This is a genomic window from Thiocapsa rosea, assembly GCF_003634315.1.
GTDB lineage: Bacteria > Pseudomonadota > Gammaproteobacteria > Chromatiales > Chromatiaceae > Thiocapsa > Thiocapsa rosea.
This window is the reverse complement of record NZ_RBXL01000001.1, coordinates 1766910-1780154: the sequence shown is the minus strand read 5'-3', so window position 1 is coordinate 1780154 and position 13245 is coordinate 1766910. Positions and strand designations below refer to the sequence as shown.

Below are 13245 nucleotides of genomic sequence, written 5' to 3'. Positions count from 1 at the left end.
CTCGACCCCGAACTGAAGCCCGCCCCAGGCACGAACACCGAAAGCACCGGGGGTCTATTCCAGCTCGACTTTGGCCAATCTAGGCGGTCGCCGCGAGCTGCTCCAGCAGGCGATCGAGGCGATCGGGCGAAATTAGGAGCCGATCCTGCTCCGATGTTGAGTTGACGTAAATGTCTTCGGCCCAAATCGTGCGCCGCACCAAGGCCAGGCAATCCGAGAAGGTCGCATGGGACTTGAGAGACCAGCCGGTGGAGCGCGGCAGCGTCTCCCAGCGCTCGCGCCACCGGTAGACCATGAGACAGACCAGCGAGAACAGCGCCATCAGCATCGGCGTGGTGCGTGCGATCGCCAGCTCGTTCCACTGGCGCTGGGTCTCGACGCCGAGGTGGCGACGGACTTCCTCGAAGGTGACCTCGATCGACCAGCGCTGGACGAACAGCTCCACCACGCGCGCCGGCGCCATGTTCAGGTCGGTTGTGAAGAAGGCTTGCGTCGGCAGCCGGCCCTCGGGATCGACCACGAGCACCCAACGCATCGGCAACGGCGGCCATCCCGGGGTGTGCCACAGACACACCTCGCTGAGCAGGCGCAGCGCCTTGGGCCGTCCATACCATTGAACCGCGACCTCCTCGCCCCGGCTGCGCGCCTCCTCCTCGCGCGTGGCGAGCTTGGCCAGCACGCCGCCTTTCTTGGGCTTGGGACCACGCCGCCCGACGGGCACCGGCTCGGGAAAGGCGAACAGGCGTGCGTCCAGGCGCAGGCGCGTGATCAGGGTCGCCTGCGCGGCCAGCACTTCCCACCCCAGCTGGATGCAGGAGTCGCTGCCGTCGCCGAGCAGGATCCAGCGTCGTTGCTTCAGCCAGCGCGACACCAGCCAGACCATCCCGATGGTGAGCTCCACGACCGTGCGGTGGCGCCGCCCGGCCGCCTCGTTGGCCCGCTTCGACGGTGCCAAGCGGGTGAGAAAGGGCAGCGCCCAAGGCCGCGTGCTCCACGGCACGGGCACCAACACCGCCATGCAGATCCACTCCAGCCCCAAACAGGTCACCACCGTGCTGCGCGAGGAGCGCACCGCATCGCGATACATCCCCTTCGCCCGAATGCGCACCCCCTTGCGCCGTTCCAGCGTCTCGTCGACCGCCACCACGATCGGCACCTGCGCCGGCAACATCCCGAGCAACAGCCCCAGCAGAATCCGCGCCCCCTGCCGCGACGACCAGCGCGCCCGATTCAGCACCCGGTGATAACGCTCGAAGCGCCGCTCCGCGCTCAGCCCCATCGCCCGCAGCGCCGCCGTCACCGTGCGCGGCCCTTGCGCCAGCAGCGTCCCCGTCAGCAAGACGTGCAGATGCGCCAAAGTCGGCGCGGTGAACAGGCAGGCAAAGGGCTGCAGAACAGATACAATCGAGGCTGACAGAGGGAACATCCGCGGGCAGGTCCGAGGTTTTGGTCGACAGCGGACGATACCGTCTGCGGCCCTCTGCCGCTAAATCAATCGGGTCCGTCACTGTCGCTCTGGGGCACCTCGCGGCCCTGTCGCCGAGGCTCGGAAATGGCCTAAGTCGAACTAGCCACTTTGCTTGATCCAGATTCCCCCATCCAATATATAGGTCCCCGCGCCACCATTTTCTGATGCGTAGGCATCCCTGAAGGCATTGTTGCCGTTGATTGAGCCTTCTAATAGGTGATGTCGTCCATCTGGGTGAATATTGAAATTCAAATTCCCCCCAACCGTGATTTTTTGAAGTCCTGTAAATGCCTTATTTTCTATCGTCGTCACACTCTCTGGAATGACAACGGAAGTGATGTTGTTACCGTCAAAGGATAGCTGATCGATTCTTCGTAGACCTGGAGGTAGGGTCACTTCTGTCAATTCGTTGTCTCGAAATGCTCTGGCATGAATGTGTACGATTTGACTGTCATTTTCGAATGCAACGGTAGTCAACCCTTTGTTATTGAATACATCTTGCCAAATGCGGGTGATGGTTGTTCCCTCAAGCGTGGTTGGGATCTTGATGTTCTTGTCTTCCCCTTCATACTCACCGGTCAAGAAACTGGCACTCCAGTCATTGTTAGTTGGACGAAAGCGAAGTCCATTCCCCAATATGATTGTGTAGCTTCCATCGCCTGTCTGAATTCCACCACGACACATTGCCGGCACATGCCGAGGAAGGCCAGCTAACAATTGGCATTCCCAGTTGATCGAACCACCGCTCATGCTTGGAATGAGTGCGAGGATGGGATCATTGATGGCGCCAGTACGCTGAGTCTCAAGTTCGATCACGCCCAGGTCCTCGATCCGCACCTCTTTCACATAACGCGTTTCAGAGACTTGAGCGAGGTTTGCGCTGTTGCCATCAGTGATGCTCTCGAGCCCACGCATGGCGGCGGCCTCGACGACGGCGATCTTGGGCACGGACGCCATGATGAGCGCCTCGCTGACTTTTGCGCGAATCGTGTAGTCTTGATAGGCGGGAACGGCGATCGTCGCGAGGATACCGATCGCAGCAACCGTCACCATCAACTCGATCAGGCTGAATCCCTGCTGCGGATGAAACGTATCGTGGTGCATCTGTGAACTGCTCCTGTTCGAATGCTACGCGGATTCCGGCGTGTTTGATGGCCGTAGACGTAGACGGGCTCCGGACGGCGACCGGCCCTTGTGCATCCACTCAAGTCGAGACCGGGAGACGCCTATCTTCCGGTTTTGCGCCGTCTTCAATCGACCTAAACCGCGTCCCCGCTAAGGGCCGTGGATGCGCCAAACGTCGAACTCACGCGAAAGTGAGCATCTCGCTCTGGACGCGGTTTAGATTGGCAAAATTTAGGCCGACTTGAGATCTCGGAGCGTCGACCCGCTGTCCGCGCCGAGTTACCGTGTTTTCGCTGCGCGGAACCGGGGCACGCGAATAAACCTGGACCTTGTCGGCGTCACGAAGCGTCGGAATGTGACCGGGTTAACAAAAATCAGCTCCTGCCGCCGCACGGCGTCGCCCGATTCGCAGCCGCTTCGGATATCGGTTAGGTGTTATGCTCGATTTTTGGCTGGCTTCAGCGCGCCCACATCAACTCAGTGCGTCAGTCAACCGGGACGAAACCCGCGGAGTTTTAAAGATGCAGATCCGAATCGGATACGAGATGATCTTCGAGTGTCCTCAGCCGACACCCATGATCCTGACGCTGAACGTCCACTTCAGCAGGGTCTCCGACATGCTCCGGGCCGACCCCGTCGTCACCCGCCCGTCGGTCCCCATGACCGCCTATCGCGACGGCTTCGGCAACTGGTGCACCCGCATCGTGGCACCCGCGGGCGAGATCCGGATCTTTGCCGATGCACTCGTCATGGACAACGGCCTTCCGGACCCGATTCATGCGGACGCGATGCAGCATGCGGTGGAGGACCTACCCGGCGAGACCCTGGTCTATCTGCTGGGTAGCCGCTATTGCGAGACCGATTGCCTCTCCGAGATTGCGTGGAAGCGCTTCTCCCAGACACCGCCCGGTTGGGCGCGGGTCCAGGCGATCTGCGACTTCGTCCATGGCCATATCGAATTCGGATACCAGCATGCGCGCGCGACCAAGACCGCGCTCGAGGCCTACAACGAGCGCAAAGGTGTCTGTCGCGACTACACCCATCTGGCGATCGCCCTCTGTCGCTGCATGAACATCCCGGCGCGCTACTGCACGGGCTATCTCGGCGATATCGGGGTCCCCGCCTCGCCGGACCCGATGGACTTCTCGGCCTGGATGGAGGTCTATCTGGGCGGGCGCTGGCACACCTTCGATCCGCGCAACAAGATCCCGCGCATCGGACGGATCCTGATCGCGCAGGGCAGGGATGCAGCGGATGTGGCCATCAGCAATGCCTTCGGTCCGAATGTGTTGAAGAGCTTCAAGGTTTGGACCGACGAGGTATGAGCGCAGCGCCTCGAAGCCACGGGGTGCCGGGGTTGTTGGACCCGGACGAGCCACCGGCCTTTGAGATCGTCAATGCAGCAGGTGCCGGCAGTGCCGTCCTGGTCTGCGATCATGCCTCGAATAGGATCCCCCTGCGATTGGGCACACTCGGTCTCGCGCCCGAGCAGTTGGCGGATCATATCGGCTGGGATCCGGGTGCGGCCGAGGTGGCGCGCCGGCTCTCGGGGCATCTCGATGCGCCCTTGGTGTCGAGCGGCTATTCGCGCCTCGTGATCGACTGCAACCGCCCGCTCGCCAACACGGGATCGATCGCGGAAGAGAGTGCGGGCGTGCCCGTCCCCGGCAACCTCGGACTGAGCGCGGAGGCGCGCGCAGTCCGTGTCGAGACCCTCTTCCAGCCTTACCACGAGGCCATCGATCGGCTCCTCGACACCCGATCGAATCGCCCGAGCCTCTTGCTCAGTATCCATAGTTTTACGCCGGTCCTGAACGGCGAGCAACGGCCCTGGCCGGTCGGTGTCTCGCACTGGCGCGACCGCCGCTTCGCGGCACTCTTGTCGAAGGCGCTCGTCGGCCACGTGGACGGTATTGTCGGGGACAACCAGCCCTACCCGATCGAGGAGGCCGTCGACTACACGGTCCCCGTCCACGGTGAAGGGCGCGGGTTGCACGCCATCATGATCGAGATCCGCAACGACGGGCTTCGCACGACGGCGCAGTTCGACGCTTGGGCGGAGCGCCTGGCCGCCGCTTATCGCGAGATCGAGGCCGATGCGCTCAAGCTCGGCAGGTCGAGGGCAGATATCTGACGGGTATGCCGTCCTTTCCGGGCGCGTAGCAGGTCCAAAACGCTTGACCGGATGCATTGAATCCCGCCTTCAGATAGAGAAGCTTGTCATCGACGGGCGCGAATCCGTACTTGATGCGGATCTCCTTCTCCGTATTGTTCCACCAGATCCTCTTCGCAAAGCTGCCGGATGCCGCTCCCGAGACCGCACTGACGTTCAAACCCAGCTCGCTGAGCAGGGCGAGCGTGTTATTGCCTGGCACGTCCGGCAGACGCCCATGCGAGGCATAGTATTCGACCACAGCCAGCTTGACCGGACCGAGCAGCACCAGCCCCTCGCTGATCTTCGCCCGCGTGGTGAAGGTCTGATACTGAGGCACGGCCAGAGCTGCGAGGATGCCCAGGATGGCAACGACGATCATGACCTCGATCAGCGTGAAACCGCGCTGCTTCCCGATGACCTGCATGTCGGCTCCTGCTTGGATGGTCGCGGATTCAAGGCCCCGCCCGGCGGTCTGTCTCGATGCCGAGGACGACGGCGCGAACACGAAACGAGTATAGCGACTTCGTCTTCCATCATCCACGACCGATCGCGATTAAACCGCGTCCAGAGCGAGATGCTGACGTTCTAGTGAGCTCGACGTCTGATGTGTTCACAGCCCGCAGCGGGGACGCGGTTTAAAATGATATATTTTTTAGTATCTTAAACCGCGCCAGCTCCAACGGTCGCCGGAGCTGGCGTGGATAATCCATTCCAGCAAATGACGCATACCGCGCCGGGCGTGGTTTAAACCGCGCAGCCTCCCGCGGTCGTCAAATCTGCCAGGACCGATCCCATCCAAAAACATCGCATACCGCACCGGTGCGCGGTTTAGCCCTCGCCCAACACCCTCCGCCGCAGCAATCGATAGTCGATCGGCACCAAGATCAGGATCATCAACAGAAAGAGCCCGAAGGCTGCGGCGAGATGCATGCTGATCTCGCCGTTGACCAGAATCAGCCGCGTGCCCTCGGCGAGGTGATGCAGCGGATTCAGGGTCAACCAGGCGAGCGTCCAGGGCGAGTCGCCCTCCATCGGGAAGTAGGTGCTGCTGGCGAATCCGAGCGGCATGATCACCAGGAAGAAGGGGATATTCATATGGTCGATGCTGGGCACGATCGCCGTGAAGAGCAGACCCAGGGTCGCGAACGCCAGCGAGGCGAGAAACAGCAACGGTAGGGCGAGCAGCGCGCCGGTCCAGTTGAGATCCAGCCATCCGACCAGGGTGAAGCCCGCCAACACCAGCGTCACGATGAGGGCATAGGCGGTCCCCAGGGTCGCGGCCCAGAGGAGCTCGCCCCACACGACATGCTCCAACCGGATCTGGGTGATCAACTGGCCCTCCCAGGTCTTCTGGTAGTGCATACGGATGTAGGCCGCAAAGAGCGCTTGGAAGAAGGCGGTCATGAAGGCCGTGTAGGCGAGCATGCCGGGTGCCAGATAGGCGAGATAGGAGATCGACTGTCCGCGCCAGGCGAAGTTCGGAATGAAGGCACCCAGCCCGAAACCGAACGCCAGGAGCAGGATGATCGGCTCGAGCAAGGGCGGCAGGGCGGCGGTGTGCCAGTTGCGCAGATAGACGCTGAGATGCCGACCCAGGACCGCCCGGCTCTGCCACTGGAAGACCGCGAGATAACGGGAGAGGGTCAGGTCGCGGCGGCTCATGCCTGCTCCGAAAGCTTCATGAAGAGGTCGTCGAGCGATGGGCTTCGGACCTCGAATCGGATCTCGCCGAACCGGGCACTGAACTGTGCCAGACCCGGGCCGTCGAGTGCCAGATGCAGCGCCGAGAGAACCCGTGCGGGCTCGGGCAGACCGGCTTGGCGCGCCCAATCGCACACCGCGGGGACGGCCGGGTCATGCGCATCCAGCACCAGCATGTGCTCGCCCACCAGATCACCGAGGACCTTGCGGGGCAGGCCCTCGGCGACGACACGTCCGCCGCGCAGGACCAAGAGGTTGTCCGACAGACGCTCGGCCTCGTCCATGTAATGGGTCGTCAGGACGATCGCCAAACCCTCCCGCCTTAGGGTATCGATCAGCTCCCAGACGCCGAACCGCGCCTGCGGGTCGAGCCCCGTCGTCGGCTCGTCCAGAAAGAGGACCTTGGGCGCATGGACCAAGGCACGGGCGATCATCAGTCGACGGCGATAGCCACCCGAGAGTGTATCGGGCTTCGCCTGCGCGAAACGCTCCAGACCGAAGCGCGTCAGCAGCGCCGAGACCCGTGCCTGCACATCCGGCAGCCGGGGACGGAAATAGCGGCTCACCCGCTCCAGGTTGCCGCGCACGGTGAAATCGCTGTCGAAGGTATCGTCCTGCGTACAGACGCCGACCAGGCGCGCCGCTGCTTCCGGATCGAGGGCGCGGTCGATCCCGGCGATGCGTACGGTCCCGGCGTCCGGCTGCAGGAAGCCGTAGCACATGCGCAGCGCGGTGGTCTTGCCTGCCCCGTTGGCGCCGAGCAGGCCGAGGACCTGACCGGCACGACAACGCAGGTCGACGCCGTCGACCACGCGCGCTCCGGCGAAGCTCTTGACCAGACCGCTGGCGAGCAACACGGGTTCGTCCTCCGTGACAGCGTCGTTCATCACGAGAGGGGGCACTCGGCTAAACCGCGTCCGGTGCGGTATGCGTCATGTGTTGGAATGGCTTGGCCGCGCAGGCTCCGACGACTGTCGGAGCCTGCGCGGTTTAAGGTATTAAAAAGATGAAATTTAAACCGCGTCTCGCCAAGATCAAGGACGTCTCCGACGCTAAACACAACATGAAAATGACGCATTTCGCTCTGGACGCGGCTGAGTTGGGGATATCGGAATATTTGAACCGCAAAGCCACGAAGGACGCAATCGGCTATGGCCTTTTGTCGTGGATCGGGCGAAACAGCAGTAGCGGGCGCTGAGGCGGAGGATTTGAGACCGCGAGGGGTGAGCCATCAACCATGGGGGCGAAGGGCCGGCGTCTGCCGTGGCTCCCCGGAACGGCCCGGAAAGGGACACCGGCGACAGCGGCGGATCGATTCCGCCGCTTCTCGAGAGAGGGGCAGGTCAGGGCGCGAAGTGATCGAGCGGCGTTGCGGTGACGTGATTCGCGTAGCTGCTCAAGGTGACCAACGCGATTCCGGTGATGACCTCGAGGAGGTTCTCCCGGGTGAAACCTGCTCTCAGGAAGGACTCGACGTCCGCTTCCGGTACCCATCCGCGGTGCTCGGTCATGGTGGCGGTAAATCGGCGCAGCGCCTGCAGACGCACGTCGACGAGTCGCTGGCCGTGACGGATCGCCGTGGTTACTTCGACGGCTTGGTCGTCTTCCCCCAGCATCGGATTCGGAGCGGTGCAATAGTGGCACTGGTTGGTGTGTGCCGCAGTCACGTAGACGACCTGTTGCTCGATCGACGTCAGGCTCGAGCGGCTCAGAAGCGTCGCGAGCTGACGATAGGCGTCGAGCGCGACCGGAGACTCTGCGAGCGTACGCAGAAGGTTGGGCAGCTCCCCGCCGTGGCTTTGCATATCCGCCATGATGGCGCGCGAGGAGTGCGGTGCGGTCTGCATGTCGTGAAGTTCAAACGGCATCATGTGCGGTACCTGCTCGGGTGTGCGGGGTAAGTCCGGAAAGTGAACCTGAGTATAATAGTCAGGAATTCACCCGCAATCCGCCGACGCATCGAATAAGCTCACGAGATGCTTCGGTTTTTATCGTTACTCGCAGCAGGATGCAGTTCGCCCCGGACGAGATCTGTGCCGTTGTTCCGGGTCGACGCCATCACGAGGGCCGCTGCTTGATTCATACAGGCATTGGCCGTGTCCTTCTCGAGGACGCCGAGCCAACGTCGCGGAATCGCGGACGGACCGTAAAGCGCCCCGGCAATCATCCCGAGGATGGCCCCGGTCGTGTCCGCGTCGCCGCCGCGGTTGACGACATCCACCAGCGCCGTCTCGAAGGTGTCGGTCGCGAAGAGCGCTTGGAAGACAGCCCGCAGTGTTTCGACCAGATAGCCACCCGGATTCTCCATGCGGCGCCGATCGAAGCGATATTGCGGCTCGGCCGCGACCAACGCTTCCGCGAGCAGGCGCAGATCGCTCTTGGGCCGGCCCAGCAAGGCAAACTGGACCATGCGAATGACGGTCAGGGTGCCCGCGTCGCCCAAGCGGCTATGATGGGTCACGTGAGATTGAATACGGTTGGCCTCGGCGACCGCCTCATCGTCGGCCCCGAGCGTATAGAGCGCGATCGGCAGACAGCGCATGCAGGCACCGTTGCCGGCGTCGTGCTCGTTCTCGGGAACCTCGAGGGTGCCGTTCAGGCGATATTGGCTGATCCCGCGGCGAACCGTATGGCCGATGTCCACGGGTTTGGTACGCATCCAGTCGCTGAACGCCTCGGCGATCGTGTGCGCATCGACAGAACCGGCCGCGAGGATGCTGTTTCCCAGGGCGAGGCTCATCTCGGTGTCGTCGGTCACGCGCCCCTTGCGCAGTCTCAGCCACCCGCCGCCGATCAGATTGCGGTGCTCGCCGTAGACCTCGCGAATCTCACGCGGGGTCATGAACTCGACGGTTGCGCCGAGCGCATCTCCGACGGCGAGCCCCAGATAGGCTCCGGCCGCTCGGTCATAGAGGGTATTGATCTTGGATGGGTTCCAAGTCAGCTCAGTGCTCAGGTCCGAAACAAGCATGATAGTCGGTGCATACCTCGCACGACGGCGCTCGGCAGGTGTAGATCCCTTCCGCCTCGCAGAGCTGTTTGTAGAGGAACCGTTTCCATTTCATGTCGTTGACGTTGCGCCCGGCCAAAGAGGGGAAATTCCGGCGCATCAGCGCAGTCAGATCGGCTCGGTTCCAGAGTCCGAGATCCTGCCAGAGATGGTCGCTCGCCAGACAGCCGGCGGCCACCACGTGGGCCATCCAGACCTCGGACGGCGAGTCGCCGGCCTTGTGCATGAGCATCAACCGGACCAGCTCCTCGCGCTCGTCGCCGCGCACCTCGGGCGAGGCTGTCGCGCAGTCGATCGTATCGAGAAAGTCGCGCGTAGCCGCTCCGGGAAAATGGTGCCGCATCAAGCAATGAAACGCGGCCGGCTCAAGACCGAGCCAAGGCGGCATGGCGCCGCCGCCCGCGGCACGGGTCGCGATCATACTCGCAAACGCTTGATCATTGCCGGCCCCGATCGCCCTCACCATCAGGCGGGCATAGATGCGGGCGGCATCCTGTTCCGAGTCGAGGGCGAGGGCCGACATGACCTCAGTACTCCACGAGGATGTCTTCGTCGCGCACGATCATCTGGCAAGCCAGACGCCATTCGCTCGGCATGTCGTCGACGGCGATCCGATCGATGTCGTCCTTGGTCAGCTTGCCCAGCTCGACGAGCACGCCGCGCTCCTTGTCGGTCAGAAATCCGCTCATGCGGCCCTTGCGGTCGACGCTGGTGACACGCACCAGACAGTTGCCGCACTCGCCGTCCTGGCAGTCGTGGTGCAAAGGCACCTTGTACTCCTTGGCCAGCTTGAGGATGGTCTCGGTGTGGCTTCCCGCCACGGCATAGACGGTCTTGTCTTTGTAATCGGGGTTTGAAAAGGTCACGAGTGGCATCTTGAGAATCTCTCCGGGTCTCGGTTTCGGGGATCGGCCGCCGCACAGGCATCATGGCGATCCCGGGTTGGTCGCGAAACGGGGCGATAGGGGCGTCGCGCCTCGGCGTGGCGGCCCGTCGCGGTGAATCAGGCCGGCTTGACCTTGCAGTCGCCGAGGATCTGGGCCTGGCAGGCGAGCCGGTCATGACGGCTGGCCATGTTCTCGCGCAGGACCTTTTCCTCGAGCACGGAGGGCTCGGTCAGATTGTTCCAACCCTCCTCCACATGCATCATGCAGGTGCCGCAGTCGCCCTCGCGGCAGCCGTAGATGATGCCGGCACCGATCCGCTCGGAGACCTCGATGACCCGGGTTCCGGCCGGGACGTTCACGGTCTGCTCGATGTCGGTAAATGTAATCTTGGCTTTCGCCATGGTGTCTGACTCCTGAATAGTCGATGGTTGTGGATGGTGAAGTGGTTTAAACCGCGCCCAGCGCGGTATGCGTCGTGTATTGGATTGGCTTGGCCGCGCCGGCTCCGATCATTGTCGGAGCCGGCGCGGTTTAAAGTATTAAAAATTATAAAATTCTAAACCGCGTCTCCGCTAAGCTCCGTGGATGCACCCAACGGCGAACTCGCGCGAAAGCGAGCATCTCGCTCTGGACGCGGTTTAGCCCAAATCGGCGAAATCGATGACCCGCCCCTGCTCGCCGCGCACGAGGGCGCCGGCCAGCGCTCGCCCGAAATCGCGGCACTCCTCGAGCTCCTCGTCGGTCGGGATCAGCTTGATGCGCAGACCCGCAACCGGCACACGGAGCTTCAACCCGCGCAGACGATCCTCGATCATCTTCACCGCCTCGCCGGTCCACCCGTAGGAGCCGAAGGCAGCGCCGAGCTTGCCCTTCAGATCGATCACGGCGAGCGAGGAGAGCAGATCCCAGATCGGCTTGGCCGCGTCCCCGTTGATCGTCGGCGAGCCGAGAACGAGTGCATCGGCGGACTCGATCAGATCCACGAACGGCTGGATCTCACCGCCCTCCAGATCGTAGAGCGAGACGCGGATCCCGCCCGCCTCCTCGGCCCCGGCGCGGATCGCCTCGGCCATGCGCGCGGTGCTGCCGTAGGCGCTCATGTAGAAGATGATCAGCGAGCGCTCGCCCTGATCGATGCGCTCGGCCAAGCTCGGCGTGGACAGCTCGCGATAGCGGGTGACATAGCGGCGCGGGCGATCGCGCAGGACAGGCCCGTGCGTCGGGGCGATCAGCTTGATCGGCAGTGGCTCGATCAGCTTGAGCGCGTCGACCACGTAGCTCTTGAACGGCCGCATGATGTGCGCGTAGTAGTAGTCGAACGCGAAGCGGAAATCGCCGCAGAGGTCGTTGAAGAGCCGCGCATCGCAATGATGACAACCGAACACATCGCCCGAGAAGAGCACCCCCTCTTCCACCAGCCAGGTGCACTGGGTATCGGGCCAATGCAGGAACGGCGTGTGCAGAAAGCGCAAGGTCCGTCCGCCGAGCGAGACCTCGTCGCCTGTTGCGACCGTCTTGTAGACCAGCGGCCGGTCGTCGCTCGGTTTGAGCAGCGCCTTGAGCATGGCCGTCGCGCGCTTTGAGATGTAGAGCTGCGCTTGTGGCGCACGACGCATCAGCTCGGGCAGCGCCCCGGTGTGATCCGGCTCCAAATGGTTGAGCACGATGACGCGGATCTCGTCATAGCGGGCGACCGACTCCAGACGCGCAAAGAAATCGTCGGCGAACTCGGCCTTGACCGTGTCGATGACCGCGACCCCGTCGTCTCCCCGCACCAGATAGCTGTTGTAGGTCGTGCCGTTGGCCGTGCGCAGGATGATGTCGAAGGTGCGCAGACCCGGATCGAGCGCGCCGATCCAATGCACGCCGGGCGCGACCTCGACGGCCGGAGCCTGATCGGCAGCATCCCGCGCGATGACCGACGCGGCAGGCGACATCATGCTGCCGCTCCGTCGGTCGGAAGATCGCACCGGGGATCGGGGCCGCTCCGGGAACAGGACTGCAGATCCTGATCGACCGCGATTGCAACACCGAGCGCAGCCAGCAATGGTCCCGACTCGAAACCGCAGCCCATTCCATACTCGGATTCGATCAAAGGCCGGCGAATCAGAAGCGGATCTTCCACCATCAGGGCCAAAGCCGTCGGCTCGTCCAGCGTCTCGGGGAGAACCTCGCCCTGCTTGATGCGAGGGGCGGTCGGATTGAACCACTCACGAACCGGCAGAACCCCGAAAAACGGCCGCAACCGCTCGACGGTCCAGGGCTCGGCGAGCAAGTTCCGCACGCTCAGACGATGCCCGAGCGACGTCAACAACGCCTTCTGCTTGGCGTTGGACAGACACCCCGGCTTCTCGTAGAACAGCACAGACGACATCAACTCACCTTTCTGCATCAACCGAACAAAAATTCCTGAACCGCGCCCCGCCAAGGCTGCGGACGGAGCCGAAATCGGCACCACCCCAAGGTCGCGGATCACACTGAGCGCGGTTCAGCGCGCCTGGATCTGGGTGCGAATCTCCGCCCACCGATCCGGCGGGATCCCGGTCAGCGACCCGGGCGGATTCAGCGGCACGCCGAGACTGTCCAGAATGACCCCCTCGATCGGACAGATACTCGCGCACTGCGGATCGGCGAAGTCGCCCTCGCACTCGGTGCAGGCGCGCGCATCGATCGTGAAATGCGGGAGTGCGTCGCGGATCGCCTCGCTCGGACACAAGGGCAAGCACGCCCAGCAATTCACGCAACCCTCGATGATCTTGTATGCCATGAGTGAACCTCCGCTGCCTTTGCGATCGAAACCGCGTCCAGAGTGAAATGCATCGTTTTCATCGTGTGTCGGGCTCAAGAATTTTTCCGACCTTTACGGAGACGCGGTTTAGAATTTAATATTTTTTAATCT

Annotated in this window: 16 protein-coding genes; 3 read left to right on the top strand and 13 right to left on the bottom strand. The window is 62.8% G+C overall.

Going from position 1 to position 13245, the window contains the following annotated elements; translation table 11 throughout:
* Positions 1–79: 79 nt before the first annotated feature.
* Both BDD21_RS08100 and BDD21_RS27765 read right to left on the bottom strand, forming a co-directional pair.
* Positions 80–1426 (bottom strand): IS701 family transposase, encoded by a 1347-nt coding sequence (locus BDD21_RS08100; protein WP_120796722.1) that lies wholly within the window; start codon positions 1424–1426, stop codon positions 80–82.
* A 141-nt stretch (positions 1427–1567) separates the two neighbouring features.
* Positions 1568–2572 (bottom strand): leucine-rich repeat protein, encoded by a 1005-nt coding sequence (locus tag BDD21_RS27765; protein ID WP_170164707.1) that lies wholly within the window; start codon positions 2570–2572, stop codon positions 1568–1570.
* 542 nt (positions 2573–3114) lie between these two features.
* Here BDD21_RS27765 and BDD21_RS08090 point away from each other — a divergent pair.
* Positions 3115–3918 (top strand): transglutaminase-like domain-containing protein, encoded by an 804-nt coding sequence (locus tag BDD21_RS08090; protein ID WP_120796721.1) that lies wholly within the window; start codon positions 3115–3117, stop codon positions 3916–3918.
* Positions 3915–4727 (top strand): N-formylglutamate amidohydrolase, encoded by an 813-nt coding sequence (locus BDD21_RS08085; RefSeq protein WP_120796720.1) that lies wholly within the window; start codon positions 3915–3917, stop codon positions 4725–4727. Before BDD21_RS08090 ends, BDD21_RS08085 begins: the two co-directional genes overlap by 4 nt.
* Here BDD21_RS08085 and BDD21_RS08080 read toward each other — a convergent pair.
* The 3 genes from BDD21_RS08080 to BDD21_RS08070 form a co-directional block, all read right to left on the bottom strand.
* Positions 4696–5172, bottom strand: coding sequence for a pilin (locus BDD21_RS08080; protein WP_120796719.1), 477 nt, complete (start codon positions 5170–5172; stop codon positions 4696–4698). The genes BDD21_RS08085 and BDD21_RS08080 overlap by 32 nt on opposite strands.
* 404 nt (positions 5173–5576) lie before the next feature.
* Positions 5577–6410 carry an ABC transporter permease gene (locus tag BDD21_RS08075; RefSeq protein WP_120796718.1) on the bottom strand — a complete coding sequence of 278 codons (834 nt, stop codon included), beginning with the start codon at positions 6408–6410 and terminating at the stop codon, positions 5577–5579.
* Entirely contained in the window at positions 6407–7336 is a 930-nt protein-coding gene (locus BDD21_RS08070; RefSeq protein ID WP_120796717.1) for an ABC transporter ATP-binding protein, read from the bottom strand. Before BDD21_RS08070 ends, BDD21_RS08075 begins: the two co-directional genes overlap by 4 nt.
* A 119-nt stretch (positions 7337–7455) precedes the next feature.
* On the opposite strand from BDD21_RS08070, the gene BDD21_RS08065 reads away from it, so the two are divergent.
* Positions 7456–7647, top strand: coding sequence for a hypothetical protein (locus tag BDD21_RS08065; RefSeq protein ID WP_120796716.1), 192 nt, complete (start codon positions 7456–7458; stop codon positions 7645–7647).
* A 145-nt stretch (positions 7648–7792) separates the two neighbouring features.
* Here the strand turns inward: BDD21_RS08065 and BDD21_RS08060 are convergent, their stop codons facing one another.
* From BDD21_RS08060 to BDD21_RS08025, 8 genes are all read right to left on the bottom strand, one after another.
* The gene (locus BDD21_RS08060) at positions 7793–8320 is read right to left on the bottom strand and encodes a carboxymuconolactone decarboxylase family protein (RefSeq protein WP_120796715.1); all 528 of its coding nucleotides are present in this window, start codon (positions 8318–8320) and stop codon (positions 7793–7795) included.
* A 98-nt stretch (positions 8321–8418) separates the two neighbouring features.
* The gene (draG, locus tag BDD21_RS08055; protein ID WP_120796714.1) at positions 8419–9420 is read right to left on the bottom strand and encodes an ADP-ribosyl-[dinitrogen reductase] hydrolase; all 1002 of its coding nucleotides are present in this window, start codon (positions 9418–9420) and stop codon (positions 8419–8421) included.
* Positions 9395–9982 carry a nitrogen fixation protein NifQ gene (locus BDD21_RS08050; protein ID WP_120799819.1) on the bottom strand — a complete coding sequence of 196 codons (588 nt, stop codon included), beginning with the start codon at positions 9980–9982 and terminating at the stop codon, positions 9395–9397. The genes draG and BDD21_RS08050 overlap by 26 nt, the downstream gene beginning before the upstream one ends.
* Positions 9983–9986: 4 nt before the next feature.
* Positions 9987–10334, bottom strand: coding sequence for a 2Fe-2S iron-sulfur cluster-binding protein (locus tag BDD21_RS08045; protein WP_120796713.1), 348 nt, complete (start codon positions 10332–10334; stop codon positions 9987–9989).
* A 128-nt stretch (positions 10335–10462) separates the two neighbouring features.
* Complete coding sequence (locus BDD21_RS08040; protein ID WP_093188822.1) at positions 10463–10747, bottom strand: 2Fe-2S iron-sulfur cluster-binding protein; 285 nt, start codon at positions 10745–10747, stop codon at positions 10463–10465.
* A gap of 237 nt (positions 10748–10984) precedes the next feature.
* Complete coding sequence (locus tag BDD21_RS08035) at positions 10985–12286, bottom strand: FprA family A-type flavoprotein (protein ID WP_120796712.1); 1302 nt, start codon at positions 12284–12286, stop codon at positions 10985–10987.
* A complete protein-coding gene (locus BDD21_RS08030; protein WP_120799818.1) occupies positions 12283–12720 on the bottom strand; it encodes an ArsC/Spx/MgsR family protein in 438 nt (145 codons plus the stop codon). The genes BDD21_RS08035 and BDD21_RS08030 overlap by 4 nt, the downstream gene beginning before the upstream one ends.
* 114 nt (positions 12721–12834) lie before the next feature.
* A complete protein-coding gene (locus BDD21_RS08025; protein ID WP_120796711.1) occupies positions 12835–13113 on the bottom strand; it encodes a 4Fe-4S dicluster domain-containing protein in 279 nt (92 codons plus the stop codon).
* Positions 13114–13245 lie beyond the last annotated feature (132 nt).

Coding starts and splice junctions, on each gene's coding strand:
- BDD21_RS08080 (WP_120796719.1), bottom strand. CDS start 5,172: ATGCAGGTCATCGGGAAGCAGCGCGGTTTCACGCTGATCGAGGTCATG.
- BDD21_RS08060 (WP_120796715.1), bottom strand. CDS start 8,320: ATGATGCCGTTTGAACTTCACGACATGCAGACCGCACCGCACTCCTCG.
- BDD21_RS08065 (WP_120796716.1), top strand. CDS start 7,456: ATGAAATTTAAACCGCGTCTCGCCAAGATCAAGGACGTCTCCGACGCT.
- BDD21_RS08050 (WP_120799819.1), bottom strand. CDS start 9,982: ATGTCGGCCCTCGCCCTCGACTCGGAACAGGATGCCGCCCGCATCTAT.
- BDD21_RS08025 (WP_120796711.1), bottom strand. CDS start 13,113: ATGGCATACAAGATCATCGAGGGTTGCGTGAATTGCTGGGCGTGCTTG.
- BDD21_RS08030 (WP_120799818.1), bottom strand. CDS start 12,720: ATGTCGTCTGTGCTGTTCTACGAGAAGCCGGGGTGTCTGTCCAACGCC.
- BDD21_RS08045 (WP_120796713.1), bottom strand. CDS start 10,334: ATGCCACTCGTGACCTTTTCAAACCCCGATTACAAAGACAAGACCGTC.
- BDD21_RS08035 (WP_120796712.1), bottom strand. CDS start 12,286: ATGATGTCGCCTGCCGCGTCGGTCATCGCGCGGGATGCTGCCGATCAG.
- BDD21_RS08090 (WP_120796721.1), top strand. CDS start 3,115: ATGCAGATCCGAATCGGATACGAGATGATCTTCGAGTGTCCTCAGCCG.
- BDD21_RS08085 (WP_120796720.1), top strand. CDS start 3,915: ATGAGCGCAGCGCCTCGAAGCCACGGGGTGCCGGGGTTGTTGGACCCG.
- BDD21_RS08070 (WP_120796717.1), bottom strand. CDS start 7,336: ATGAACGACGCTGTCACGGAGGACGAACCCGTGTTGCTCGCCAGCGGT.
- BDD21_RS08040 (WP_093188822.1), bottom strand. CDS start 10,747: ATGGCGAAAGCCAAGATTACATTTACCGACATCGAGCAGACCGTGAAC.
- BDD21_RS08100 (WP_120796722.1), bottom strand. CDS start 1,426: ATGTTCCCTCTGTCAGCCTCGATTGTATCTGTTCTGCAGCCCTTTGCC.
- draG (WP_120796714.1), bottom strand. CDS start 9,420: ATGCTTGTTTCGGACCTGAGCACTGAGCTGACTTGGAACCCATCCAAG.
- BDD21_RS08075 (WP_120796718.1), bottom strand. CDS start 6,410: ATGAGCCGCCGCGACCTGACCCTCTCCCGTTATCTCGCGGTCTTCCAG.
- BDD21_RS27765 (WP_170164707.1), bottom strand. CDS start 2,572: ATGCACCACGATACGTTTCATCCGCAGCAGGGATTCAGCCTGATCGAG.